The sequence below is a fragment of the Paenibacillus sp. genome, assembly GCF_035645195.1.
In the GTDB taxonomy this organism is placed as follows: domain Bacteria; phylum Bacillota; class Bacilli; order Paenibacillales; family YIM-B00363; genus Paenibacillus_AE.
This window is the reverse complement of the sequence record NZ_DASQNA010000015.1, coordinates 43,425-68,550: the sequence shown is the minus strand read 5'-3', so window position 1 is coordinate 68,550 and position 25,126 is coordinate 43,425. Positions and strand designations below refer to the sequence as shown.

25 protein-coding genes and 1 pseudogene are annotated in these 25,126 nt (G+C 61.6%); 16 read left to right on the top strand and 10 right to left on the bottom strand.

The annotated features are described in order from the left end of the window. Positions 1 to 23: 23 nt before the first annotated feature. The 3 genes from cpaB to VE009_RS07425 form a co-directional block, all read right to left on the bottom strand. On the bottom strand, positions 24 to 707 hold the full coding sequence (gene cpaB, locus VE009_RS07435) for a Flp pilus assembly protein CpaB (protein ID WP_325006754.1): 684 nt from the start codon (positions 705 to 707) through the stop codon (positions 24 to 26). Positions 708 to 711: 4 nt separating this feature from the next. Further along, on the bottom strand, positions 712 to 1,182 hold the full coding sequence (locus tag VE009_RS07430) for an A24 family peptidase (RefSeq protein WP_325006753.1): 471 nt from the start codon (positions 1,180 to 1,182) through the stop codon (positions 712 to 714). A gap of 77 nt (positions 1,183 to 1,259) precedes the next feature. Beyond that, positions 1,260 to 1,454 (bottom strand): Flp family type IVb pilin, encoded by a 195-nt coding sequence (locus VE009_RS07425; protein WP_325006752.1) that lies wholly within the window; start codon positions 1,452 to 1,454, stop codon positions 1,260 to 1,262. A gap of 355 nt (positions 1,455 to 1,809) precedes the next feature. On the opposite strand from VE009_RS07425, the gene groES reads away from it, so the two are divergent. The 5 genes from groES to VE009_RS07400 all read left to right on the top strand — a co-directional run bounded on the left by groES (position 1,810) and on the right by VE009_RS07400 (position 5,455). Next, positions 1,810 to 2,124 (top strand): co-chaperone GroES, encoded by a 315-nt coding sequence (groES, locus tag VE009_RS07420; RefSeq protein ID WP_325006751.1) that lies wholly within the window; start codon positions 1,810 to 1,812, stop codon positions 2,122 to 2,124. Then, complete coding sequence (gene groL, locus VE009_RS07415; protein WP_325006750.1) at positions 2,117 to 3,733, top strand: chaperonin GroEL; 1,617 nt, start codon at positions 2,117 to 2,119, stop codon at positions 3,731 to 3,733. Before groES ends, groL begins: the two co-directional genes overlap by 8 nt. Before the next feature lie 69 nt (positions 3,734 to 3,802). Next, positions 3,803 to 4,300, top strand: coding sequence for a hypothetical protein (locus VE009_RS07410; protein WP_325006749.1), 498 nt, complete (start codon positions 3,803 to 3,805; stop codon positions 4,298 to 4,300). 177 nt (positions 4,301 to 4,477) lie between these two features. Then, on the top strand, positions 4,478 to 4,714 hold the full coding sequence (locus tag VE009_RS07405; protein WP_325006748.1) for a glutaredoxin family protein: 237 nt from the start codon (positions 4,478 to 4,480) through the stop codon (positions 4,712 to 4,714). Between the two features lie 57 nt (positions 4,715 to 4,771). Next, on the top strand, positions 4,772 to 5,455 hold the full coding sequence (locus VE009_RS07400) for an MOSC domain-containing protein (protein ID WP_325006747.1): 684 nt from the start codon (positions 4,772 to 4,774) through the stop codon (positions 5,453 to 5,455). Between the two features lie 7 nt (positions 5,456 to 5,462). Here VE009_RS07400 and VE009_RS07395 read toward each other — a convergent pair whose 3' ends face one another. The 4 genes from VE009_RS07395 to VE009_RS07380 form a co-directional block, all read right to left on the bottom strand. Next, positions 5,463 to 6,362, bottom strand: coding sequence for a LysR substrate-binding domain-containing protein (locus VE009_RS07395; protein WP_325006746.1), 900 nt, complete (start codon positions 6,360 to 6,362; stop codon positions 5,463 to 5,465). Positions 6,363 to 6,486: 124 nt separating this feature from the next. Then, complete coding sequence (locus VE009_RS07390; protein WP_325006745.1) at positions 6,487 to 7,410, bottom strand: DUF2935 domain-containing protein; 924 nt, start codon at positions 7,408 to 7,410, stop codon at positions 6,487 to 6,489. An 11-nt stretch (positions 7,411 to 7,421) separates the two neighbouring features. Continuing rightward, complete coding sequence (locus tag VE009_RS07385) at positions 7,422 to 7,631, bottom strand: hypothetical protein (RefSeq protein WP_325006744.1); 210 nt, start codon at positions 7,629 to 7,631, stop codon at positions 7,422 to 7,424. A 206-nt stretch (positions 7,632 to 7,837) separates the two neighbouring features. Beyond that, entirely contained in the window at positions 7,838 to 8,890 is a 1,053-nt protein-coding gene (locus VE009_RS07380) for an LLM class flavin-dependent oxidoreductase (protein WP_325006765.1), read from the bottom strand. 217 nt (positions 8,891 to 9,107) lie between these two features. On the opposite strand from VE009_RS07380, the gene VE009_RS07375 reads away from it, so the two are divergent. Together VE009_RS07375 and VE009_RS07370 are read left to right on the top strand one after the other, a co-directional pair. Further along, a complete protein-coding gene (locus tag VE009_RS07375) occupies positions 9,108 to 9,779 on the top strand; it encodes a hypothetical protein (RefSeq protein ID WP_325006743.1) in 672 nt (223 codons plus the stop codon). A gap of 108 nt (positions 9,780 to 9,887) precedes the next feature. After that, entirely contained in the window at positions 9,888 to 10,772 is an 885-nt protein-coding gene (locus tag VE009_RS07370) for a hypothetical protein (protein WP_325006742.1), read from the top strand. An 85-nt stretch (positions 10,773 to 10,857) separates the two neighbouring features. On the opposite strand, the pseudogene VE009_RS27205 reads toward VE009_RS07370, so the two are convergent. Next, positions 10,858 to 11,743 (bottom strand): annotated as a pseudogene (locus VE009_RS27205) (DUF1259 domain-containing protein). A 466-nt stretch (positions 11,744 to 12,209) separates the two neighbouring features. Between VE009_RS27205 and VE009_RS07355 the strand changes: the two are divergent. The 8 genes from VE009_RS07355 to deoC all read left to right on the top strand — a co-directional run bounded on the left by VE009_RS07355 (position 12,210) and on the right by deoC (position 21,802). After that, complete coding sequence (locus tag VE009_RS07355) at positions 12,210 to 15,089, top strand: SpoIID/LytB domain-containing protein (protein WP_325006739.1); 2,880 nt, start codon at positions 12,210 to 12,212, stop codon at positions 15,087 to 15,089. A 123-nt stretch (positions 15,090 to 15,212) separates the two neighbouring features. After that, positions 15,213 to 16,571 carry a stalk domain-containing protein gene (locus VE009_RS07350; RefSeq protein ID WP_325006738.1) on the top strand — a complete coding sequence of 453 codons (1,359 nt, stop codon included), beginning with the start codon at positions 15,213 to 15,215 and terminating at the stop codon, positions 16,569 to 16,571. A 143-nt stretch (positions 16,572 to 16,714) separates the two neighbouring features. Continuing rightward, a complete protein-coding gene (gene prmA, locus VE009_RS07345) occupies positions 16,715 to 17,677 on the top strand; it encodes a 50S ribosomal protein L11 methyltransferase (protein ID WP_325006737.1) in 963 nt (320 codons plus the stop codon). 3 nt (positions 17,678 to 17,680) lie between these two features. Next, positions 17,681 to 18,376 (top strand): site-2 protease family protein, encoded by a 696-nt coding sequence (locus VE009_RS07340; RefSeq protein ID WP_325006736.1) that lies wholly within the window; start codon positions 17,681 to 17,683, stop codon positions 18,374 to 18,376. 71 nt (positions 18,377 to 18,447) lie between these two features. Further along, positions 18,448 to 19,200: an RsmE family RNA methyltransferase gene (locus VE009_RS07335; protein ID WP_325006735.1), complete on the top strand. Its 753-nt coding sequence runs from the start codon at positions 18,448 to 18,450 to the stop codon at positions 19,198 to 19,200. 3 nt (positions 19,201 to 19,203) lie between these two features. Then, entirely contained in the window at positions 19,204 to 20,547 is a 1,344-nt protein-coding gene (mtaB, locus tag VE009_RS07330; protein WP_325006734.1) for a tRNA (N(6)-L-threonylcarbamoyladenosine(37)-C(2))-methylthiotransferase MtaB, read from the top strand. A 122-nt stretch (positions 20,548 to 20,669) separates the two neighbouring features. After that, positions 20,670 to 21,110 carry an NUDIX hydrolase gene (locus VE009_RS07325; RefSeq protein ID WP_325006733.1) on the top strand — a complete coding sequence of 147 codons (441 nt, stop codon included), beginning with the start codon at positions 20,670 to 20,672 and terminating at the stop codon, positions 21,108 to 21,110. Beyond that, positions 21,107 to 21,802 (top strand): deoxyribose-phosphate aldolase, encoded by a 696-nt coding sequence (gene deoC / locus VE009_RS07320; RefSeq protein WP_325006732.1) that lies wholly within the window; start codon positions 21,107 to 21,109, stop codon positions 21,800 to 21,802. Before VE009_RS07325 ends, deoC begins: the two co-directional genes overlap by 4 nt. On the opposite strand, the gene VE009_RS07315 is transcribed toward deoC, so the two are convergent. Then, positions 21,768 to 22,751, bottom strand: a complete 984-nt coding sequence (locus tag VE009_RS07315; RefSeq protein WP_325006731.1) for a Na/Pi symporter — start codon at positions 22,749 to 22,751, stop codon at positions 21,768 to 21,770. The two genes, deoC and VE009_RS07315, sit on opposite strands and share 35 nt — an antisense overlap. Positions 22,752 to 22,868: 117 nt before the next feature. Between VE009_RS07315 and VE009_RS07310 the strand changes: the two genes are divergently transcribed. Continuing rightward, on the top strand, positions 22,869 to 24,248 hold the full coding sequence (locus VE009_RS07310) for a class I SAM-dependent rRNA methyltransferase (protein WP_325006730.1): 1,380 nt from the start codon (positions 22,869 to 22,871) through the stop codon (positions 24,246 to 24,248). 312 nt (positions 24,249 to 24,560) lie between these two features. On the opposite strand, the gene greA is transcribed toward VE009_RS07310, so the two are convergent. Then, a complete protein-coding gene (greA, locus tag VE009_RS07305; protein WP_325006729.1) occupies positions 24,561 to 25,034 on the bottom strand; it encodes a transcription elongation factor GreA in 474 nt (157 codons plus the stop codon). Positions 25,035 to 25,126: the final 92 nt, after the last annotated feature.

Genomic DNA, 25,126 nt, shown 5'->3' with positions numbered 1-25,126 from the left:
CTTATGCAAGGATTATCCCTCCTTTACGGCTGAAGTAAATCGCTCACATCCAGCGAATCGAGATCGATCGGCGCTTCGGTCGGCGACGGCCGCACGGCGAACGCGAGCGTCCCCGTCTGCGCCCGCAAGGCGAACGCGACGGCGTCCTCCGCGGTCATCATGAGCGTAACGGTTTTCGCGGCTTCGGTCGGCTCGAGCTGCACCGCGCCGGGCGCGCCGACGGCGAGCACCTTAATGTTCTGGAACGCGAGCTGCGCGGTCGTCGATTCGCCGTCTCCGCGAATCCAGACGATGTCGACGAACATGCCTGTCTTCAAATGGCCGCCGAGGCCGATGATCGGCGTATTTTCCACCGTGACGGCGCGGTACCCCTCCGGCAGGTGGAACGGATTGACGGTCGCGTCGTCGAGCAGGTCCGCGGCGGTGAACAAGCTTCCGGCCGGAATCGGATGGATGACGGTTTTGCCGACGATGTCCTGCCGTTCGCCGAGGAACGTGACGCCGTCCAGCGCGCCTTCCGGGACCCGAATCCAGAACACGTCTTGCTCCGTCACCGACGCCATCGCCTCGAGCGCGCGCGAGGCGACGGGCACCTCGACGGCGGCCGCTTCGGGACGCTCCGGCGCCGACACGAGCGCGAAGCCCGCGTAAGCGGTCAGCGCGGCGAAGACGAGAGCGATCACGATATGCAAATTGCGATAGGTCATCGGATCATACCACCAAACCCATTAGAATGAGAGTAAAGACGGCAAGACTCATGCACGAGCCGAACGGAATCGCTTGCGAGATCGGACGATACCGATCGCCCTCGGGCAGCTTCAACATGTATTTAACCATGTGAAGCAACGCCCGGTTTTTGACAAGCACCAGCAGCGACAGCGCGCCGGCGATCAGGATGCCGAGGAAGAACGCCGAGATGAAGGACGACGGCCCCATCAGGGCGCCGAGCGCCGCGAGCATCTTCAGGTCGCCTCCGCCGATCCAGCCCATGACGAACGGGAGCAGCAAAATAAAGAAGCCGATCAAGGAGCCGATCAAACTCGGCGCGAGCGCCCCGTGCAGCCAAGATAGGAGCCAACCGGCGGCGATGGCGGGCAGCGTAAGCTTATTCGGAATCACTTGATACTTCAGGTCCAAATAGAACACGAGGGCTGAAAACACGATCGTAACGACGGTAAGCATCGCCGTCTCTCCTCCTAGCTTTTTTTGGAAGAAAGGGAGGGCATGGCCCTCCCTCCCTCGCGATTGCATGCAATTAGTTATGTTGTAGGCGTCGTGATTTCTCCCATTTTCGTGACGATATATTGGAAGAAGCGATTCAGCTCGTCGCCCATCGTCATCAGCAGGCCGATGACAACGACGGCAACGAGGGCCAGAATGAGGCCGTACTCGACCATGCCTTGGCCGGAATCGTCTTTCCAAAGGCGAGTCATAAGACCTTTGAACCATTTCATAAGAACCACCTCCGTTAGAAGACTGATATACCTTATGACCGCGGGAATAGGAAGGATTCCGTCGATTGTCCTCTATTCTTTAAAATGGGCCCCAGCAGCTGGAATATCGTACCATTTTCAAAGAGAAACCTTCCGGATCTGGGCGAACGCAGATCGGCGAGAAATCCGAAACGATTCGTCGCAAAAAGCCAGAAGCATAAGATATTTGCGAAAATCGCCTTGCAGCGCGATATTTTTCGTCATTTTCGGAGATTGAAAGCGGGAAAGAAATTTGTATAGTAATAGTTGTTAGCACTCTACATAGGCGTTTGCTAACAAACTTTGAAAATTCACCTTGTTTAGGAGGGCATGACCGATGTTGAAGCCTTTGGGCGACCGTGTCGTAATTGAACCCCTGAAACAGGAGGATCGGACCGAAAGCGGCATCGTTCTTCCGGAGAAGGCGAAAGAAAAGCCGATGAAAGGGTATGTGCTCGCCGTCGGCAAAGGGCGCGTCGAGAACGGCAGCACGATTCCGCTCGACGTGAACGTCGGCGACTTGGTGCTGTACAGCAAATATGCGGGCACCGAGGTCAAATACGCCGAGAAGGAGCTCCTCATTATGCGGGAGAGCGACATTTTAGGCATTCTGGAACCTTCGAAGGAAAAGGAGTTGGTCGTAAATGGCTAAGCAAATGTTGTTCAGCGAGCAATCCCGTCATAAAATGCTTCGCGGCGTAGACGCGCTGGCGAACGCGGTGAAGGTGACGCTCGGGCCGAAGGGGCGGAACGTCGTGTTGGAGAAAAAATACGGCTCTCCGCTCATCACGAACGACGGCGTCACGATCGCCAAGGAGATCGAGCTGGAGGATCCGTTCGAGAATATGGGCGCGAAGCTCGTGAAGGAAGTCGCCACGAAGACGAACGATGTCGCCGGCGACGGTACGACGACCGCGACGGTGCTGGCGCAGGCGATGATTCGCGAGGGGCTGAAGAACGTCACCTCCGGCGCGAATCCGATGACTGTCCGGCGCGGCATCGAGAAGGCGGTGCGCGCAGCTGTTGAAGAAATCCGCACCATCAGCAAAGCGGTCGAGACGAAGGAAGAAATCGCGCAGGTCGCGTCGATTTCCGCGGCGGACGAGGAAGTCGGCCGGATGATCGCCGAAGCGATGGACAAAGTCGGCAAAGACGGCGTCATTACCGTCGAGGAGTCGAAGGGCTTCACGACCGAGCTCGAAACCGTCGAAGGGATGCAGTTCGACCGCGGTTACATCTCGCCGTACATGGTGACCGATTCTGACAAGATGGAAGCGGTGCTCGACAATCCGTACATCCTCATTACGGATAAGAAGGTGTCGAACGTTCAGGAGCTGCTGCCGGTGCTCGAGCAAGTGATGAAAGCCGGCAAGCCGCTGCTGCTCATCGCCGAGGACGTCGAAGGCGAAGCGCTCGCGACGCTCGTCGTCAACAAGCTGCGCGGCACGTTCACCTGCGTCGCGGTCAAGGCGCCGGGCTTCGGAGACCGCCGGAAGGCGATGCTGCAAGATATCGCGACGCTGACGGGCGGCACGACGATTACGCAGGAGCTCGGCCTCGAGCTGAAAAGCGCGGAGCTGTCGCAGCTCGGCACGGCGCGGCAGGTGCGCGTCTCGAAGGACGCGACGACGATCGTCGACGGCGCCGGCAGCAAAGCCGACATCGACGCGCGCGTGCAGCAAATCCGCAAGCAAATCGAAGAGACGACGTCCGACTTCGATCGCGAGAAGCTGCAGGAGCGCCTCGCGAAGCTGTCCGGCGGCGTCGCCGTCATCAAAGTCGGCGCCGCGACCGAGACGGAGCTGAAGGAGAAGAAGCTGCGCATCGAAGACGCGCTGAACGCGACGCGCGCGGCCGTAGCGGAGGGCATCGTCTCCGGCGGCGGCGTGGCGCTCGTGAACGCGAGCAAGGCGGTCGCCGCGGTTACGGCGAGCGATCCGGACGAAGCGACCGGCGTCCAAATCGTGCTGCGCGCTTTGGAGGCGCCGATTCGCGCAATCGCGTCGAACGCGGGCGTCGACGGCTCCGTCGTCGTCGAACGCATCAAGAACGAACCGGTCGGCGTCGGATATAACGCGGCGACCGGCGAATGGGTAAACATGGTGGAAAGCGGCATCGTCGATCCGGCGAAGGTGACGCGCTCGGCGCTCCAGAACGCGGCGTCGGTGGCAGCGATGTTCCTGACGACGGAGTGCATCGTCAGCGACAAGCCGGAGCCGAAGAAATCGAAGACGCCGTCCGCGGACGACATGGATATGTAAGGCGGATCTTGCCTTGCCGCCGCCCCACCGAGGGGCGGAGCCGAGTTCCGAACGGCGGGGTGATGGACGTTGCGCGAATACGCGATGTATTGCGCCGATTGTCACGAATATACGGATCTCGGCGCCTTCGTCGAGAAAGAGGGGCATTTCGAGGGCGAATATTCGCTGCTGCACAACCGCCGGGCGAACCATAACGAATGGCTGTGCCGCTTCCTGATCCGCCATGCGGGGCATACGCTGCGGATGACGGAGAACCGAACGGAGGCGTATGCCGAGCTGCTGCGTTCGGCCGCGCGGTTCCTCGAGTCGGACATCGACGAGATGGTGGAGATGCAGCTGGAGCGGCGCCGCTTGCGCGACCACGAGCTGGCCGCGGAACGGGGGCTCGGTCAGCTGCAGCTCCATGTGCTGCGTTCGCTCATCGCCCAAGAGGCGGAGGCGATCGCCCGGGAGCCGACGGACAATGCGGCGAAGGGGCAGTTCCTCCTCGGCAAGGAGGAGGGGCTGAAGCAGGCGCTGCGCCTGCTGGACGATTTGCTGGCGAAAACCAACTTGCTGTATAAATAAATGCATTCTCTCCATTCGAACGCCGAGCCGTGGTCTCGGCGTTTTTGCTTTTGGCAGGCGGTTCATAGGAATTTCCTATGCAAACGATAACAACAATGTAATTGATCTATGCTTAGAAAAATTCTAATTTAGAGTTGCAAGGAACATCCAACCATCGATAAGGAGAGAGGAAAAACGATGAAAGCAGTTTTCTATCATGCGGGTTGTCCGGTATGCGTCGATGCGGAGCAGCGGTTTCTATCCTTCTTGGACCCGGCCAAGGTGACGACGGAGGTCGTGCATCTGGGTCAAGACCGGTCCCGGATCGCGGAGGCCGAGCTTGCCGGCGTCAAATCCGTTCCGGCGCTCGTCGTCGACGGGACGCCGTATCACATCAATTACGGCGCCAGCTTGGACGACGTCAAACAAGGTTGACAAGAGGAAGGCGCGGATCCGCGCCTTCTTATCTTTTTACCGAAAGGGGCGTCGAACATGACAGAAGCTCGCATCTTGTCCTTAAACGTGGGACAGCCGGCCGCGATGACGTATAGAAACAAAGAAGTGATCTCGGGAATACAGAAGGTTCCCGCGAAAGACGGCGCGTTCTTGACCTGCTTGAACTTCGAAGGCGACCGGCAGGCCGATCCGGTTCACCACGGAGGCAAAGACAAAGCCGTCTGCGCCTATCCTTACGAACATTACGCGTATTGGGAAAAGGAATTGGGCGCTCCGCTTCGGTTCGGCGCATTCGGGGAAAATTTGACGTTGGCGGGCGTAATGGAGGGCGATGTCTGCATCGGGGATGTGTACGAGGCGGGGGGCGCGGTCATTCAGCTCAGTCAGCCGCGCCAACCGTGCTATAAGCTGGCTGTCCGATACGGCGTGCCCGATTTGCCGATGCGCGTTCAACAAACCGGTTACACGGGGTACTATTTCCGCGTTCTCCGCGAGGGGTACGTACGGAGCGGGGACGTCCTCCTTTTGCGGCGAAGGCATCCGTTAGGCATTACCGTCGCGGCCGCCAACGCCGCGATGCATCGGGATCGGTCCAATGTCGATCTGATCCGGAACATTCTCGAGGTCGAAGCATTGTCGGACAATTGGAGGCGTACGTTCCAGAAGCGTCTGCAAGGGGAATCGGAGGACGCGGCGGCCAGATTGAACGGTCCATTATAATCAATCGTTATCCCGTTCGTATGCGATCCTTCGCCGTAAGCAGCTGTTCCATAAACGCTCGGCTGGCCGCGCACAAATGCTTGTTCTTGCGGTAGGCGATTCCGACTTGGATCGGCAGCGCGGGCTTCTCGATCGCAACCGAGACGACGTTCGGAGCATTGACGCGATCCGCATAGGTTTTCGGCAGGACGGTCACGCCCACCCCTTGGCTCACCATGGCGAGGATGGATTCCATCGTCGTCATTTCCATGACGGGCTTCGGCGCGAATCCCATCGCTTGGCATTGGCGGTCGATCCGTTGGCGCAAAGAATAGGAGGAAGGCAGCAGGATGCTAGGATACCGGTGTAACATTTCTAGCGAAGAGACCAGGGGATCCCTCGCGATCGGGTGCTCTTTCGCGAACACGAACGCGAGCCGCTCCGTATACAGCGGGATCGTTTCCAAGTGTTCGTCGTCCGCCGGCAAGTACACGACGCCGAGATCCAGTTCGTTCCGCAGCAGCCCGTCACGGATGTCCCCGGTGCGCAGCCCGAGCACGGACAGCTCGATGTTCGGGTAACGCCGATGGAACGCGGCCACGGCCGGGGGGAGCAGGGAGTTGACTACGGTCAGCAGAGCGCCGATTTTCAAGGAGCCTCGCTGCAGGCCTTGAAGTTCGCCGATGGCGGCTTTGGCTTGGGCCAATTCATGGAACACGTTGTAGCAGTGGTGCCGCAGGGCTCGTCCGGCGTCGGTCATGACGATTTTCTTGCCGACGCGGTCGAACAGCGGCGTGCCGAGCTCGTGTTCCAGTAACCGTATTTGCTGGCTGAGCGAAGGCTGGGCGATCCCCATTTTTTCCGCGGCTCTCGTAAAGTGAAGCTCTTGGCAAACGGCCATGAAATATTCCAATTGCTTAAGTTCCATTTCATCCCCTCCGCTAACGACTGGAAAATAAGATCATTATAATGGGGATGATTGGATATGGCTATCGTCGAATAGGAAACAACCCCGGGGAAAGCGGCGGCCGCTATCCCCGGCACGAAGCGTTTTACGAGAACCGGAACCGATCCAAAATATCGATAAAATAAATGACTTCCCTCCGCATATGATCGGCGAGAAGCGGCGGGAAGTTCGTCTGCCCGGTCGGGATGCGGCATGTCGATATTTCATCCAGCAGCTGACCCAAATAGTCGCGGAAGGCGTGCGACAGCTTCCGCTCCTCATCGATCAACTGCCGGAGCTGGGTGCCGGACTGCTCGACCTCCGCGGCTTGCATCAACAAGTTGTTATAGTCGTGGTGAAACCGGATGGCGGTTTGGCGGTGCGATTCCTGCACTTCGGGACGGAAGCTCATGGATAAATGCTCGGCGTGCTCGGAGTGGATTCTGGAGAAGAACATCGTCTCCTCGACGGCGACGGTAAACAGCTGCTGCGGCGGAAGGCGATGGTACAGCTGGCGCGGAACGGTTTGCGCGAGCTGGCCGCCGCCGCTAAGGCCGAGCGTGTCCCTGCTTCTCGTTTGCTGATCGTGTTTGGAGCGTTCGAGCGTGCCGACGAACCGATCCGCCTCCCGGCGGACATGATCGACCAATATCGCGGGCAAGATGGCGAGCCCTTGGCAGGACTCCAGCGCTTGGAACAGCTCCTTCTTGAATTGAATCAGCTTATTGACGAGAACGATCGTCTCTTCCCGAAGAATATACAGCGTTTCGTCCGGCGCGTTCGGGGCGATAATGGTGCGGCTGTACAGTCGATCCAGCTCGATCGCGAACTGGTCCGCCATGCGGAACAGTTCTTCCTGGTTCGGATTCGGGTCGAGCCCGAGCCGAATGAATTTGGCGTGCTCCGCCATCAGTACGGTCCACACTTTCATTTCCTCGACGGCGGCGAGCAGCGATTCCCGGTCGGGAACGAGGCGGCTGTTCAGCAGCTGCGACCAGAACGCGTTGTGCGAGAACGGAGTAGGTTGCATCCGATACCTCCTTACGGCGTGATAGCGTAGGGCAGAGCGCCGAACGCGGGCGGGGGAGCGCCGAATCGGCCGACGGCCGACGGGGACGGGACGTCCCGGTAATAAGGGATGTACGGCACGGGATATGGCGTCGGGTACGGGTATGCTCGGTGATCGCAGCGGCAGCCTTCGCCGCACGAACAATCGCCGCAGCGGCAGCGGGGGTTGGCACAGTCTTTCACGGCGAACCTCCTTCGATAAAGAAAAATAAACGCCACTTCATGTATATGCGGGCGGATGCGGCGAATGACAGAAGTCGGAATTGCGAGGGAAGGGGGATAAGGCGGCAAGGAAGGGGTTCCTGCGAAGGGGCGCTCGAAAAAAAAGCCGCTGCTCTGCTTTGCAGAACAGCGACTGGCGTTGCTTGGGGGACGCGGGAGCCGTTGTGTCAGCCGTTCGCTTCTTGCTTCGCGAGCTCCGCTCGGACGATCGGCGCGACGCGGGTGCCAAGCAGCTCGATCGCGTGCAGGACGTCGCGGTGCGGCATCGTGCCTACATTAATATGCAGGAAGAAGCGGGTCACGCCCAAGTTTTTGCGCAGGAGCAAAATTTTCTCGGCGACGAATTCGGGATCGCCGACGTACAGCGCGCCCCGAAGCGTTCGAGCGGCGTCGAAGGCGGCGCGGCTGTAATGGCCCCAACCGCGTTCGCGGCCGATGACGTTCATCTGGGCCTGCGTCGGAGGGAAGAACAATTCCGCCGCCTGCTCGGTCGTGTCGCCGACGAAGCCGTGCGAATGCGTCGCGATTTCCAGCTTCGACGGGTCGTGCCCGGCGCGGGACGCGGCTTCCTTGTACAGGGCGACGAGCGGCGCGAACTGCTCCGGCATGCCCCCGATAATCGCAAGGGCGAGCGGCAGGCCGAGCATTCCGGCGCGCACGACGGATTCCGGGTTCCCGCCGCTCGCGATCCATACCGGCAGCGGCTGCTGCACGGGACGCGGGTACACGCCGCGGCCCTCGATAGCGGGGCGATGCGCGCCGCCGCGCCACGTCACCTTCTCCGATTCCCGCAGCGCGAGCAGCAGCTCGAGCTTCTCGTCGAACAGCGTATCGTAGTCCTCAAGGTCGTAGCCGAACAGCGGGAACGATTCGATGAACGAGCCGCGGCCCGCCATAATTTCGGCGCGGCCGTTCGACAGGCCGTCGACCGTCGCGAATTGCTGAAACACGCGCACCGGATCGTCCGAGGACAGGACGGTTACGGCGCTCGTGAGGCGGATGCGCTTCGTGAGCGGCGCGGCGGCCGCGAGAATGACGGCGGGGGCGCTGGCGGCATAATCGGCCCGGTGATGCTCCCCGATTCCGTAAACGTCGAGCCCGACTTGGTCGGCGAGGACGATTTCCTCGACCGCGTTGCGCAGCCGCTCGGCGTGGCTGATCACCTCGCCCGTCGCCGGGTTCGGCGTCGTTTCCAAAAACGTGCTGATTCCGATTTCCATCGTTGGCGCTGATGCTTGTTCGGCCATAATTGACAGCTCCCCTTTCAATACCACTAGTGTAATGCAAATCGATATATTTCTCAAATTGAAGATAATTTGTGATCTGATGCACTTAGTTTCTGCAAATCTTCGCGGCGGCTTCGCACGAACTCGGCAAAACTTTCGCATTCCTTCGATACAATCGGTGCAAACCTCTTCGAAAGGAAGGCAGCGTCCGATGAATACTATTTCGTTACGCGTAATCGCGGCCGCGTCAGGCATCGCCGGCGGCGCCGCATACGCATTCCTCGGCATGGCGTGGGCGATGACGCACGGCAGTCTAGGTTACAATCAGGAGCGGCTGTGGCTTGGCATCGACAATTTGACATATTCTCGTTGGAATGTATTTCACTGCATCTGCTTTCTAGTGCTGCTGCTCGCGCTGCGTCCGGCGGCGCGCTTCTCTCGCCCGTCCGCGAGACGAGGGTACTATGCGGCGGCAGGCGCATTGGCGGCGCAGCTGGTCTCTCAAGTGCTGCAGTATCATGTCGTGAATACGCTTGTCGACTGGAGGTCGCTGCCGGTGACGCTCGGCTACCTGATGTTTTGGGTGTCGTGGCTCGTCTTCGGCGTAAGCATGATCGTCTGCGGCGCCGCCTGGCGCGAACAGCCGGCCGCGCTGCGCATCGCCGTCGCCGCGACCGGTCTGCTCGCGATCGCGACGTTCGCTGCCGAAACGTTCGTGTTCGCCCTGCACTCCGACGGTTCGCCCGCGTGGGACGTCTTTCTCGGCGTCATGAAGCTGCCGTTCGCGCTCGGTTGGATCGCTCTGTCGATCGCAGCGCTCGGCCTCCGTCTTTCGCCGCTGCCGATCCGAATGAACGAGACCGGCAAGACCAAAGTCTGGTAATTCCCCGACCTATCGCAGCGGCATGCGCTCTGCCTTGCGCCGGAAGCCGCTGCGGCTTCCTCCCGGTACAGTAGAGTTATACGTGAACTTACGGGAGGATGACGTTGGATGTCGATGCAGGCAAGAACGGGGCAGGGGAACGACGCAGCCGCGTTGTTTCGGGGAGAAGGGGCGCTGACGCTGGCCGGCTTGCTGGGCTTTCTGTTGGCGGGCGTTTGCGGGGCGTGGGCGCTTGCATTCGGAGGCGGGGTCGCCCCGGACGGAGACGTGTGGAAGGCGTTCTCCTTCAACGCCGCGCTAGGGGTGTTCTTATTGTCGACGGCGGCGATCCTGCCGCTCTCCGGGCTGAGCGATCGGGGGAAGCGGCTGTTTCGGCGGAGCTACTTGATCCTGGCCATGTATTCGTATTTCGCGGAGACGGCGCAGCATTTCCGCGGCGTCAATCCGCGCTTCCCGGAGGGCGGCGCGGCGTTCGATACGTTTCTCGGCATCGGCTTCGGCATCGTCGCGCTGCTGCTCGTGCTGGCGTACGCGGCGCTTGCGGCGCAATACTTCCGGAAGCGGGCCGCGGCGATTCGGCCCGACATGGTACTCGCGATCCGGTATGCGATGGCCGCGGTCATGCTGTCCTTCGCGGCCGGGATCGGGATCGCCTTGAATGGCGGCAGCGCCGTCGGGGAATCCGGCAGCCTGCTGTGGCTGCATGGGCTGGGCTTCCATGCGCTGCAGGCGCTGCCGTTCGCCGCTTGGCTTGCGGAGCGGAAGGCGCGCGCAAGGGAGAGGCGCGGCCTGATTCACTTCGCCGGCGCGTCATATGCGGCAGGACTCGCCGCCGTCGGGTGGCAGACGGCGCTCGGCGAACCGGTGCTGTCCTGGTCGCTGCCGTCGCTGCTCGCCTTCGCCTGCTTCGCGGCGTCGCTGGCCCCGGCGGCTCGGCTCCTATGGAACGACGCCAGGAAGCGGAGCGCGGTGCGGAGAAGACGGGCCGCGTAACAGCTCGTTCGGCGTAAAAAACGCTCGACGGCAGCGTTCCGAGGGAAGGAACCTGCGCGCCGAGCGTTTTTTGTTTTTGCTGCGATTACCGCCGAGCCGCGACCGGGCGCACGACCCGTGTCGTCAATACGCTCAAGGCGTCTTTCGTTTTCCGGGCGAACGCGACCGGGTCGTCGACAGCTTCCCAGTGCATGTACAGGAGCCGCGGCCGGTCGAACAGCCAGTGGTTGTGCACGGCCGTTACGATGATGCCGTGCTTGCGGAGCCGCTTGATGAGCGGGTTGACCTCGGAGGAGAGCACGACCGTCTCCCCGCTGCACAGCGCTTTTCCGTCTCTCGTCATGGATTCGAACGCGAACATTTGCGGAATGAGCAGGAACGATTTCGCGCGTCTGCCCAGAACGATCGGCTTGATGTTCGAGCGGGACTTCATGACGGTGCAGACGCCGTTCTCGGCCGTATGCATGCCGCCGAGCACGGCGGAAAAGCGCCGGCACGTTTGTTCGAAGTTGGCAGCCATGGCGTAGCCTCCTTTCGTGCGGAAATTATCCCCGAACGGTGCGGGCCGTTAGAACGCGGTTCGCGTCGCGGACTTTCCTGGCGAAATCCAAGGGTCTATCGATCGATTCGAAATGAATGTACATCAGTCGAGGGGATTCGAATTGCCAGTGATTGTGCGTCGTCGTAATTTTAATGCCGTGCTTCCGCAGGCGGGACATGTACGGCTGGAGCTCGGACTGAAGGATGACTGTTTCCCCCAAACACAGCGCTCTGCCGTTTCTGTCCACGTTTTCGAACGAGTACGCTTGCGGCACAAACATGAAGGAAGCCGCTTTCCTTCCCAAAACTTTCGGGATAATGTTCGTCCGCGAATTCGTGGCGGTGCATACCCCGTTGATGACCGAGGGCGTCGCGCGCAGCAATCTAGCGAACGCTCTGCATAACGCCGATGGCGGCGTCTGCATTTGCATCTGTCCGTGCCTGTGTCGAGCCACAAGGACCACCTCCCGTAGCATCATACGCGCATCCCGGTGAATCGGCTGTAGGTGAGTGAATCAACTGCGGCGCGCATTGCGCCTGTTTTCGATTTTACTCCGCACCGGTTTCGTTCCCCGTTTTTCGTTCATAATGATCGGCAAGTTTTCGAGCGGAAGCCGGCCGGAACGATAGAGCAACGGGAAGCGGGAATATTCTGAGGCGCCGCCTGCAGCATCAAGCTGCGCAAGGGCGGCGCTTATCGTTTTGGACGCAATGTCCGCGAAGTAAAATTTCATGACGAATTGTATTTACTAAAACAAAATTTTAACCTATGATAGGGACGAGAGGAGGGAATTGACAATTATTTCTGCTGCGGATAGGCAATCGAGCAGCCTTGTCCGACAACCAACGCTAGGGGAGTGAATGCGGTTGACGGGTCCATATTCGGTTCGGGCAGCGATGTTTCGCACATGGGTTTCATGCATTCTAGCACTCATTTTGGCAGGTTCCCCTTTCGCCGCCGCCATGGCGGACGAAACGGCGCAGCCGGCGCAGGGCGAAAGCCGGTCCGCTTTCGAACAAAACATTGGAAGCGATTACACAGTAAGCTCGGACGTATACGGCGTTCAGGTGACGTTGTCGGGACCGTCGCATGTGCCGGTCGGCGAAACGGCGCAGACCGAGCTTCTAATTACCGTGGACGGCGTCCCCCAGGAGCAGCCGGAAGGAGTCGTCTACGAAAGCTCGAACGAGCAGGTGGCCAGGATCACCGCGGACGGTCTCGTCGAAGGGCGCCATCCCGGCACGGCGGTCATCCGCGCTTGGTACGGGACCGAGAGCGGGGAATTCACGCTGCAGGTCGAGGCGTCCTCGGCGGCGCCCGTGCCCGATCGGCCGCTGTCCAAGAACGCCGCGCTCCGCACGCTGGAGCTGGAGGACCGCGGCTTCGTCACCCTTACGCCGTTCTACGCGGTCGAGCAGCAACTCGGCGGCCTAACGGTGACGAAATCGCTCAGCGACGTCATGGTCGGCGCGCGGAACGCTTCGTTCCTGTTCAACAGCGCCGGCCAAGTGTACAAGATCGTCCTCGACGGCGAAACGCCGGTCGACGCAATGCGGGTCGGCATCCGGAAAAGCATCGCGAACATTGCGGATTACACGCAGTTCGACCATCAACGGATCGATGTGACTTCCGACGCCGGTATCCGCATAACCGACAAAAAGGCGGGAGCCGCGCTGGACGTGCCGGCCGGCAAGCTCGTGTCGTTCCTGCCCGCCGAACAGCAAATCGCGGTGCTCGTAGACGGAACGGAAGCGCTGCGGACGCCGAACCGGTTGTACGCGGAGCCGGCCGCGCCCGGCGGGAAAATGCAGGCCAAAAGCTTCACGCGGGCATACGGCAATCCGTGGTACCGCGGCGTGTTCGAGATTTCGCTGACGTCTCCGAACTTAACGGCGCTGAAGCTGATCAACGAAGTGAATATGGAGCAATATTTGTACCAGGTCGTGCCGAGCGAAATGCCGGCGTCGTTCGGCCTCGAGGCGCTGCGCGCGCAGGCGGTGGCGGCGAGGACGTACGCGCTTAGCGATTACCGGAGCAACCGATTCGCCGACCGGGGCTTCCATATCGACGACAGCACGCTCAGCCAAGTGTACAACAACAGCCTAGAGCATCCGCTCACGACGCAAGCCGTGAACGATACGTCGGGCACTGTCATGATGAGCGGCGGCGAGCTTGTCGACGCCCGGTTTTATTCGACGTCCGGCGGCTACGGCGCCTCGAAGCACGAGGTGTGGTCGGACATCGGGACGAACGCGTTCCCGGGCGTGCCGATTCCGTATTTGACGGCGCGCAGCTATACGTACGATCCGAATCATCCGGGGAACTTGCTCGAGATCGATACGCAGGACGAGCAGGCGCTTCTTGCGTTCTACAAGGATCTGTCGCTTACCGGATACGATTCCGAGTCGTATTATTTCAGATGGATGGTAAGCCTTAGCAGGACGGAGTTGGAACATACGATCAACGCCAATTTGGCGGGAAGGCAGCAGGCCGATCCGAACTTCGTGCTGACGAAGATGCCCGACGGCAGCTTCGCGAGCCGCCCGATTCCGGCGGAGGGGATCGGCACGCTGAAAGACATGTACGTAACGAAACGCGGCGCAGGCGGCAATATGATGGAATTGGTCGTCGAGGGAACGACAGGCACTTATAAAATTTTGAAAGAGTATAACATTCGGTTCACGATTCGACCGTCCAGAACGTACACGCGCGGCGCCGACGTCATCCTCCACCGGGCGAAAGGCGGTCTGGGCCAATACGATGCGGCGTTCCAATTGAAAAACCCGTCGATTCTGAACTCGGCGTTCGCCGCGTTCGAGATCGATCGCGACGCGTCCGGCGCGCCGACCCAAATTACGTTCTACGGCGGCGGCAACGGCCACGGCGTCGGGATGAGCCAATACGGCGCATCGATGCTCGGCGGACAAGGCTGGAGCTACGAGCAAATTTTGAACAGCTATTATGCCGGCATGGAGCTTGTGAAGGTGAACGGCACCGTGCTTACCTTGGAAAGCCTCGAGGCGAGCGGCCCGTCGACGCTTGCGGTCGGGCAGAGCGGGAAAATCGCGGTTGCCGGCGTATACAGCGACGGCTCGAAGGCGGCGATCGCGGCGGGCGCGTCGTTCGCGAGCTCTCGGCCGTCGGTGGCGCTCGTCGCCCCGGACGGCACCGTGACGGCGAAAGGGAAAGGCGCGGCGACGATTACGGTATCTTACGGCGGGAAGCTGACGTCGCGTACGGTCAGCGTGACGGGCGACGCGGCCGTCGAACGGCTCGAGCTCGACGCGCCGGCGACGATGTGGACGGGCGACCGGGCGCAAGTCGTCGTGACAGCATTCTACTCGGATGACAGCTCTTCCGTGATCGAGTCCGGCGCGTCGTTCGCGTCCAGCCGGCCGGACATCGCGTCGGTCGACGCCGCCGGCGTCATCGCGGCGCATGCGGTCGGCACGGCCGAGATCAAGGTTTCTTACGGGGGCGCCGAAGCGTCCGCCGTCGTCGACGTCGTGCCGGCGCCGGCGTTGACGCGCATCACGATCGAAGGGAAGACGGAGCTGACGGAGGGGGAAACGGTTCAGCTTGCGGTGACGGGTCATTACGAGGACGGCAGCAGCAGAGCGATTGCGGAAGGCGTGACGTTCGAAGTGAAGCAGGAGCGGACGGCCGAGGTGACGCCGGACGGCGTCTTGACGGCGCTGAAGCCGGGGGCGGCGCTGGTCACGGCGACGGTCGGGGACGCGACGGCCGAGCTTCGCGTGCTCGTAAAGCCGAAGTAAGTACGACGCCGACAGCGGGACTGTCGGCGTTTTTTTCGCAAAGGCGCAACGAATCTGCATCGCGAAGCGTCTTTTATGCAAAGGCATGGTGGTAAACGATTCCATTGAAGGGAGGTAAATCCGGTGGGAAGGATCGTGCGGTCCCTCGTCCTACTTTCTCTTATCGTCAGCGCCGCCTTCGCTTCTTCCGCCGCGGCGAACGCAGGCTCTCCCGTTTACATCGACGGGGAGCGGGTCATGTACCCGAAGCCTCAGGTCCGGGAAACGGGGGTGACGTATGTTCCGTTCCGGTCATTCTTCGAACGGATCGGAGCCGATGTCGCCTGGGACGAGAACACGGGCGACATCTCCGTCGTCCGGAGCGGCGAGCGGGCGACGCTGCACCTCGGTTCCGAGAGGTTGACGACCGCGGACGGAAGGCGGGAGGACCTGCGCGGCAGCGTCGAACGGATCGGCGGGACCGTGTACGTTCCGCTGCGTGCCGCGGCGAGCGCCTTCGGCGGCTTGGTCGGCTGGGAAGCGGACGGCGGCGCCGCGACGGTGACGACGGGACCGAGGCGGCCGGGGAAGGTCGTCGGCGTCGCGGGCCCGGCGGCGCTTGCGGTCGAACCGCTCGGCGAGGATCGGCCGACCGCCGAAACCATCCGGCTGGCCGGCGTCGCGGTTCCCCCGGGGGAGATCGCCGATGCGGCCGCGGCGTACCTTGAGGCGGCGCTGCTCGGCGAGCGCGTGTGGATCGAACCGACGGATGGAAGGCATGCCGAGCAGGACGGGCAGCGCGTCTATGTTTATAAGGAAGACGGAACGATGGTCAATGCTTCCCTGCTGGCGGAAGGCTACGGCTATGCGCTGCCGTTCGAGCCCGACATCGCATGGGGAGAGTGGCTGTGCGACCGCGAGCGGCTCGCGGAAAGCCGGGGGCGCGGCGTGTGGGCGGAAGGCGGCGCGCTCGACACCGCCTGCGGACGAAGCTTCAATTCGGAAGCGCTGGGCGCGATTCAGGAGCGAATGCTGGCGGACTACCGGCGGATTCAGGACGAACATCGCATCGTCATGTTGAGCGGAGGGGGCGAGGGCGGATGGCTCCAGCTCGATTTTCGAAAATATGGAGACCATAAGACGCTCCTGACGCCCGAGCAACGGGACGCGCTGGCCTTCGCGCTGTACGAGAAGGCTGGAAGCGTGTTCCCGATCCGGCTGAGCCAGTACGTCATCCCGAAGCAGCCGGATATCGAGGGCGTCATCGAAGCGATCGGCGAGCGGGGAGATCGGGTGTTGATCGTGGATCGCGGACGGTTGCTCGGCCCGGATGAACTGCCCGAAGCCGTATGGGTCACATTGGCGGAGGACGCGGAGGTCGTCTTCCGGACGGGCGACGGCGCGTTCGCGGTCGGACAGAAGGCGAAGGCGTGGTTCGCCGGCATTATGCTCACGTCGTATCCGGGGCAGACGCAGGGCGTCAAAATCGAAATCGTGGAATGAAGCCAAAGTTTCAAAACTAAGGATGGGGCTCGCGGCTAGCGGGCCTTTTTTCGTCTCATTTTTGTAATTCCGTTCGGTTTTCGGTAAAATGAGTCAGATACATGCGCTGCGAGACGGCGCAGGAAAGCGGTGAAGGACACGATATGATATGGCATGAATTAACGATATATACGACGGAGGAGGCGAGCGAGGCGATCGCGGATTGGCTGCATGCGCAGGGCGCCGGCGGCGTCTCCATCGAGGAGTCGGGCTCGCTCGACCGCGAGCGCGACACATCGCTCGGGCAGTGGTACGAGAAGCCGCTCAACGACATCCCGGAGGGCGACGCGCTGATGAAGGCGTATTTCTCCGAGGATACCGACATGGACGTCATTCAAGACGGGCTGCGAGCGCTGCTGCGCGACCTGCCTGGCTTCGGGCTCGACCCGGGCCGAGGCGACATTACGCTCGCATCGATCGAGGAAGACGCGTGGGCGGAGTCGTGGAAGCAGTACTTCAAGCCGACGCACGTGTCGGAGCGGCTCGTCATTAAGCCGACGTGGGAAACGTACGAGCCTAAAGCCCACGAGACGGTGATCGAGCTCGACCCGGGCATGGCGTTCGGCACCGGCACGCACGCGACGACGGCGCTGTGCATGCGGACGCTCGAGGGCGTCGTCAAGCCGGGCGATCACGTCATCGACGTCGGCACCGGCTCGGGCATTCTCGCCGTCACGGCGGTTCGCCTCGGCGCGGAGCGGGTGCTCGCGCTCGACCTCGATCCGGTCGCGGTATCGAGCGCGAAGGAGAACGCGAAGCTGAACGGCCTGAGCGACCAGATCGAGGTGCAGCTGAGCGATTTGCTGGGCGCGCTGAAGGCGGACGAACCGACGGGCGTGAAGCTGCCGGTGCAGGTCGTCGTCGCCAACATTCTCGCGGAAATTATCGTGACGTTCGTGGACGACGTGTATCAGGCGCTTCAGCCTGACGGCTATTACGTCGCTTCGGGCATCATCACGAGCAAGGAAGCCGACGTGACCGACGCGCTCCTTCGCGCCGGCTTCGCGATGGAATCGCGCAGCGAAGAGAACGGCTGGGTGGCGCTCGTCGCCAGGAAGCGGGGGTAACGGATGGAATTCCTCCCCTTCAACTTCGAGCATTTGCCGTTCCAAATTCTCGCGATCATCGTCGCTTTCACGGCGCACGAGTTCGCGCACGCGTACTCCGCGTACAAGTTCGGCGATCCGACGGCGTATAAGCTCGGCCGCGTGACGCTCAATCCGATGCCGCACATCAGCCTGCTCGGGTTTGTGTTCATCCTGCTGCTCGGCTTCGGCTGGGCGCGGCCCGTGCCGGTCAACCGGTCGAATTTCAAAAACCCGCGGCTGATGAGCATCGTCGTCTCCGCGGTCGGCCCGCTCAGCAATTTGCTCGTGGCGTTCGTCACGGCGGCAGCCGCCTACGCGCTGTTCGCGACGGGCGCGTTGAACGACGCGTCGCTCGGCGCGTACAAAGCAGTCGGACTTATATTCTTTTATCTCGTACAGATCAATTTGCTGCTGTTTATTTTTAACCTGATCCCGCTGCCGCCGCTCGACGGGTACCGCATCGTCGAAGATTTGGCGCCGCGGCCGCTCAGGCTGCAGATGATGAAATACGAAGCGTGGGGCGTATACATTTTCCTGCTCATCGTCTTCATTACGCCGATCTATAACGTAACGATCGGGCCGATTTTGTCTCAGGTCGTCAGGATGCTGTTCTGGCTGCTCGGCCTGATGGCGTCCTGGTTCGGGAACGTCGTCGATTGGCAGACGATTCTCGCGTAGGGTAACTTTGGCGCCGCGGCGGGAATGGAAATCGCCGCGGAAACGATGTAAACTGGAGTGAAGGGCTTGTTATGCAGCGATATTTCGTAACCCCGGAAGATATGTTCGAGGATCAGGCGATCGTGCGCGGGGACGACGCGCATCATTTGATGCGGGTCATGCGCGCGGAGCCCGGCGATCAGGCGATCGTCAGCAACGGAACGAACCGCGAATGCCTCGCCGAAGTCGTCGAACTGAATAAAGATCGCGTGCTGCTAAGGCTCGTGGAGGAGCGGCCGATGGCGGGCGAGCCGCGCGTCGACGTCTGGATCGCGCAAAGCTTGCCGAAAGGCGACAAGCTCGAAACCGTCATCCAGAAGGGGACGGAGATCGGGGCGAGCGCCTTCCTGCCGTTCGTCTCCGCGCGCACCATCGTGCAGTACGACGCGAAGAAGGAAGCGAAGCGGCTCGAGCGGTGGCGCAAAATCGCCAAAGAAGCCGCGGAGCAGGCGCATCGGAGCAAAGTGCCCGACGTGCGCGACGCGCTGAAGTGGAGCGAGCTGCTCGCGGTCGCGGAGCGGGCGCAGCTCGCGCTGTTTTGCTACGAGAAAGAGGACGGACGCGGTCTGAAAGAGGCGCTGCGCGGCGCGCGGCTCGTCGAAGGCGGCGGCCCCGTGCTCGTCATCGTCGGCCCCGAAGGGGGCTTTACCGCGGAGGAAGCGGAAGAAGCCGAGCGTCGCGGCTGCGTTGGCGTCGGCCTCGGCCGGCGCATTTTGCGCACCGAGACGGCCGGACTCGTCGCGGCCAGCTGCATTTTTTACGAAACCGGCGAGATGGGAGGATAACCGATGCCGACAGTGGCGTTTCATACGTTAGGCTGCAAAGTAAACTTTTACGATACCGAAGCGATCTGGCAGCTGTTCAAGAACGAAGGCTACGAACAGGTCGACTTCGAATCGAAGACGGCGGACGTGTACGTCATCAACACGTGCACCGTCACGAACACGGGCGACAAGAAAAGCCGCCAAATCATCCGGCGCGCCGTGCGCCGCAATCCGGACGCGGTCATCGCCGTGACGGGCTGCTACGCGCAGACGTCGCCGGCGGAAATTATGGCCATTCCGGGGGTCGATCTCGTCATCGGCACGCAAGGGCGGGGCGAGATCATCCATTTGGTCAACGAAGTGATGGAGAAGCGCCAGCCGATCAACGCGGTGCGCAACATCATGAAGACGCGCCAATTCGAGGAGCTCGACGTGCCGGACTTCGCGGATCGGACGCGGGCGTTCCTGAAAATTCAGGAAGGCTGCAACAATTTCTGCACGTTCTGCATCATTCCGTGGTCGCGGGGTCTGCTGCGTTCCCGGGAACCGGAGAGCGTCATTAAGCAGGCGCGTATGCTTGTCGAAGCGGGCTACAAAGAGATCGTGCTGACGGGCATTCATACGGCGGGCTACGGCGAAGATTTGGAAAACTACAATTTCGCGGCGCTGCTGCGCGACCTCGCGGAGGTCGACGGCATCGAGCGGCTGCGCATTTCTTCGATCGAAGCGAGCCAAATTACGGACGAGGTCATCGACGTGCTCATGAGCTCGCCGAAGTTTTGCCGCCATCTGCACGTGCCGCTGCAGGCGGGTGACGACGCGGTGCTGAAGCGGATGCGACGCAAATATACGACGGCCGAATACGCGGAGCGGATCGCCCGCATTCGCGAGCGCTGGCCGGAAGTGGCGATCACGACGGACGTCATCGTCGGCTTCCCCGGCGAAACGGACGAAATGTTCGAAACCGGCTTCCGGTTCATGCAAGAGATCGGCTTTTCCGAAATGCACGTCTTCCCGTATTCGAAGCGGACCGGCACGCCGGCGGCGCGGATGGAGGATCAGGTGGACGAAGAGCTGAAAAACGAGCGCGTCCACAAGCTGATCGACTTGTCCGAATCGATGCAGCTCGCGTACGCCCGGAAGTTCGTCGGCGAGGAGCTGTCGGTCATTCCGGAGCGCGAGGCGAAGGGCGCCGAAGGGCAAGGACTGCTCAGCGGATACACAGACAACTATTTACAGGTCGTGTTCCCCGGCGATTCGTCCCTGATCGGACAGGTCGTGAAGGTGCGCGTGCTGGAAGCGGGCGTCAACGAATGCAAGGGCGAGCGAATCGCCGAGCCGGCGCTGCCGGGCGCCGCTTCGTTTTAACGCGAAGCCGGCATAGGGACATGGGGAGGAACGGCGGAGATTCGCGCGCGCGGTCCTCCCTTTCTTTCAACATATATGGTTTTGCGGCAATGGGGTACGATACGAGAACGAGGTGACATCCGATGAAGGAAATATCCGCCGGAGGCGTCGTCTTCCGCAAGCACGACGGACGCATCGAAATACAGTTGATCCAAGACCGCTACGGCCGGACTTCGCTGCCGAAGGGCAAAATGGAGCCGGGAGAAACCGTCGAGCAAACGGCGCTTCGGGAGATTCTCGAGGAAACCGGCATTCGCGGCACGATCCGCGAACCGCTCGCGCTGATTCAATACCAGTACAAGCATCCGGACAAAGGCCTCGTCGATAAAGAAGTGCATTACTATTTGGTTGAGGCGTCGGAAGGCGAGCTCGTGGCGCAAGTCGAAGAAATTCGCGGCGTCGATTGGTTCGAGCCGCTCGCGGCGTGGGAGAAACAAAAAGCTTCGGGGTACGATAATAACGACGATATTCTGCGCAGGGCGCTCGTCAAGCTCGGAATTCCCGTCGAGGAGGATGAAGCATGAGCTTCGAAGTGAAACATATCGAAAAATATATCGACCATACATACTTAAAGCCGGACGCGACGACGGCCGAGATCGACAAGCTGTGCGGCGAGGCGAAAACATACGGCTTCTACAGCGTGTGCGTCAACGGAGCCTGGGTGGCGCATTGCGCTAAGGCGCTCGAGGGGACGGGCGTGAAGGTGGCGGCGGTCGTCGGCTTTCCGCTCGGGGCGATGAGCTCCGAGGCGAAAGCGTTCGAGGCGGCGGCGGCGGCGAAGCAGGGCGCGGCCGAAATCGATATGGTGCTGCCGATCGGGTGGCTGCTGGAGGGCCGCCATGACGACGTGCGGGCGGACATCAAGGCGGTCGTCGACGCGGTGAAGGGGCAATCAATCGTGAAGGTCATTTTCGAAACGGGGTTCCTCACCCGCGAGCAGATTCAAATCGCTTGCGTGCTGTCGGAGGAAGCCGGAGCGCATTTCGTCAAAACGTCGACGGGCTTCGGTCCGGGCGGGGCGACGGTCGAGCACGTCGAGCTGATGCGCGCGAGCGTGTCGCCGTCGGTCGGCGTCAAGGCGTCGGGCGGCGTGCGCGATTACGAGACGGCGGTCAAAATGATCCTGGCCGGCGCGAGCCGGCTCGGGACGAGCTCCGGCGTCGCGATCGTCGCGGGCGGCGCTAGCGAAGCTTCCGACGCTTCCGGTACGTATTGACCCCGATGTAGCACAGCGGCAGCGCGATCAGCGAGCAGATCGCGTTGAACAACGTTTGGGCGCGGGCGATTTGGTCGTAAGGCGATTCGGTGCCGATGGCCGACAGCGCGGCGAGCTCGGCGATGAACGGGAAGAAAAGCAGGCTGCCGCCGAGGTTGAGCAAAATATGCGACCAAGCGACGTATTGGCCGGCCCGCGTGCCGCCGATGCAGGCGAGCAGCGCCGTCGAGCATGTGCCGATGTTGGCGCCGAGCACGATCGCGATGCCGAGCTCGACGGATATCGCTTGGACGGAGGCGAGGCCCATCGCGACGGTTATCGTCGCGGCGCTCGACTGGATGATGGCGGTGACGAAGGCGCCCGCGGCGAGCCCTAAGGCGAGGCTGTCCTGCGCCCGTTCGAGAAACCAGACGAACAAGCCGCGCGACTGCAGCTCCGGCACGATTCTATACATGCGCTCCATGCCGATCAAGACGCTGGCGAAGCCGCAGACGGTGAGGGACAAATGGCGCAGCGGCACCGCGGCCCGCACTGCTCGCGACGTGCCGTCGCCGCGGCGCAGCCGCTGGATCAGCAGGCAGAGGAACCAGCAGCTGCCTGCGGCGAGCAGCATCGGCAGCGCCTGCGCGGTCATGTCGAGACCGAGCATGTCCGCGGTGAGGCTCGCGCCGACGTTGGCGCCGAGCACGATGCCGAGCGTCTGGCGGAACGTCAGGACGCCGGCGTTGACGAGGCCGATCGTGATGACGGTGACGGCGTCGCTCGATTGGAGCGCCGTCGTGGCGAGCGTGCCGGCGACGAGTCCGCGTAACGGCGAGCTCGTGAACCGGCGCAGCAGGCCGGAGAGGAACGGGCCGGCCCAATCGTGCAGGCCGATTTCCATCGCCTTCATGCCGAACACGAAGACGGCGAGCCCGAGAGCGAACGGCAGCGCGAGCTCTTGCAGCATGTTCCCGATCCCTCCCTTATGCGCGAATGTTCGGTCTGTCCAGTCAACTACATATATATGAACCCACCGGGACGAGCATGACTCGTCTCCCGGAACGCGAAGAGGTGTGCCCAAGCAGTGGCGACATTAGTATTGAAATCGTCCCGGAAAAAACGGCTGGAAGCGGGACATCCATGGATTTATAAAAACGAGGTCGAGCGGATCGACGGCGAGCCGGAGCCGGGCGGCATCGCCGAGGTGACGGATCACCGCGGCAAATTTCTCGCCTCCGCTTACGTCAACCCCGCCTCGCAAATGATCGGACGCGTCGTCTCCTACGGGAAGCTCGAGCGGATGGACAAAGCGTTCTTCGTCGAACGGTTCCGCGCATGCCTCGGCGTGCGCGAGCGCTTCGTCGAAGATCCGCGATATTGCCGGATCGTATACGGCGAGGCCGATTTCCTGCCGGGGCTGACGGTCGACCGGTTCGGCGACACGCTCGTGCTGCAAATCGTGACGCTCGGCATGGACCGCGTCCGCGGCGACATCGTCGAAGCGCTCGTCGACGTGTTCGCGCCGAAGACGATCTATGAGCGCAGCGACGTCGGCGTCCGCGCGCTGGAAGGGCTGGAGGAGCGGACCGGCACGCTGTACGGCGAGGAGCCGCCGGAGTCGCTCGTCATCCGCGAGAACGGGCTCGAGCTCGAGGTCGACGTCGTCCGCGGACAGAAGACGGGATATTTTTACGACCAGCGCGAAAACCGGGCGGCCATACGCCCGCTCATGACCGGCTGGGGCCGCCGCAGCGGCATCGAGCTGCGCGAAGTCGCGGAGCCGGACGGCACGACGCGCGTCGCGCCCGTGAACGCGAACGGCAAAGAGGTGACGTTCCCGTACTGGGACGGCGCCACGGTGCTGGAATGCTTCTCGCATACGGGGAGCTTCACGCTGCACGCGTGCAAATACGGGGCGAAGAAGGTGACGTGCCTCGACATTTCGGAGCACGCGATCGAGACGGCGCGCCGGAACGTCGAGCGCAACGGCTTTAGCGAGCGCGTCGAATTCGTCGTCGCGAACGCGTTCGATTATTTGCGCGAGCAGGTGCGCGCTCTGGAGGAGCGGACGGCGCGTGCGAAGGCGGGCGAAGCCGGGGCGAAGGTGGACACATCGAAGCCGCTGCCCGCGGGCGCGGGGCGGACGTGGGACGTCGTCATCCTCGACCCGCCGGCGTTCGCGAAGACGAAGGGCGCGGTGGAAGGCGCCTGCCGCGGGTACAAGGACATCAACCTGCACGGGATGAAGCTCGTTAACGAGGGCGGATACCTCGTGACGGCGAGCTGCTCGTATCACGTGCGGCCGGACGTGTTTCTGTCGACGATCCACGCGGCGGCCGCGGACGCGGGCAAGGTGCTGCGGCTCGTCGAGTTCCGCGGCGCCGGCAAGGACCATCCGCAGCTGCTCGGCGTCGACGAGGGCAACTATTTGAAGTTCGCGATTTTCGAGGTGCGGAGCCGATAATCCGATAATTGAACCGCCGGTCCCTGTGGGCCGGCGGTTTCGTTTGCGCCGCGCGCTGGGGCGGTGGTTGCCGGCATTAGGAGGCGTTATGGGGGGACGGCGCCGGGGACGGGGGCGTCCGGGAGGCGTTATGGGTAGGGAGTATGCATAAGAAGGGAATACCCTTCCTTTGTTTTGCGTACATCCTTCCCATCATGTGGGGACGGCGCCGCGGACAGAGGCGTCCGGGAGGCGTTATGGGGAGATGGAGCCGCGAGCTTCGACATGTGGAGCCGTTATGGAAAAACGCCGACCCCTAAGGGCCGGCGTTTTTTACGATACTTTAATATCGAGCAGCTTGTAGGCGATCTCGCCCGCGGGGGCGTTGACCGTGATCGTTTCGCCGACCGTCTTGCCCATCAGCGCTTGCCCGAGCGGGCTTTCGTACGAAATTTTGTTTTGCGACACGTCCGCTTCGGACGGGCCGACGATTTGGTAATCGATCGTTTCGTCGAATTCGACGTCGAGCAACGTAACGGTCGAGCCGACCTGCACCGCAGAAGTGTCGATGCTGCTGACGACGCGCGCTTTCCGCAAAATATGCTCGATCGTCAAAATCCTCGTTTCCATGAAGGCTTGGTCGTCTTTCGCCGAATGATACTCGCTGTTCTCCCGCAGGTCGCCGTAGCTGATCGCCGTTTTTAGGCGGCTTGCCAATTCGGCGCGCTTGACCGTTTTCAATTCTTCGAGCTCATCCTTCAGCTTTTGCAATCCTTCCGGGGTCAAGATGATTTCTTCGTTCGCCATACCCGCACTCCTTCGCACCTCTATAAATTCTCTATGATTCATTGTACTCTATTTTGCGGTCGAAATACGACTAAACCAAAAAATTACATTGC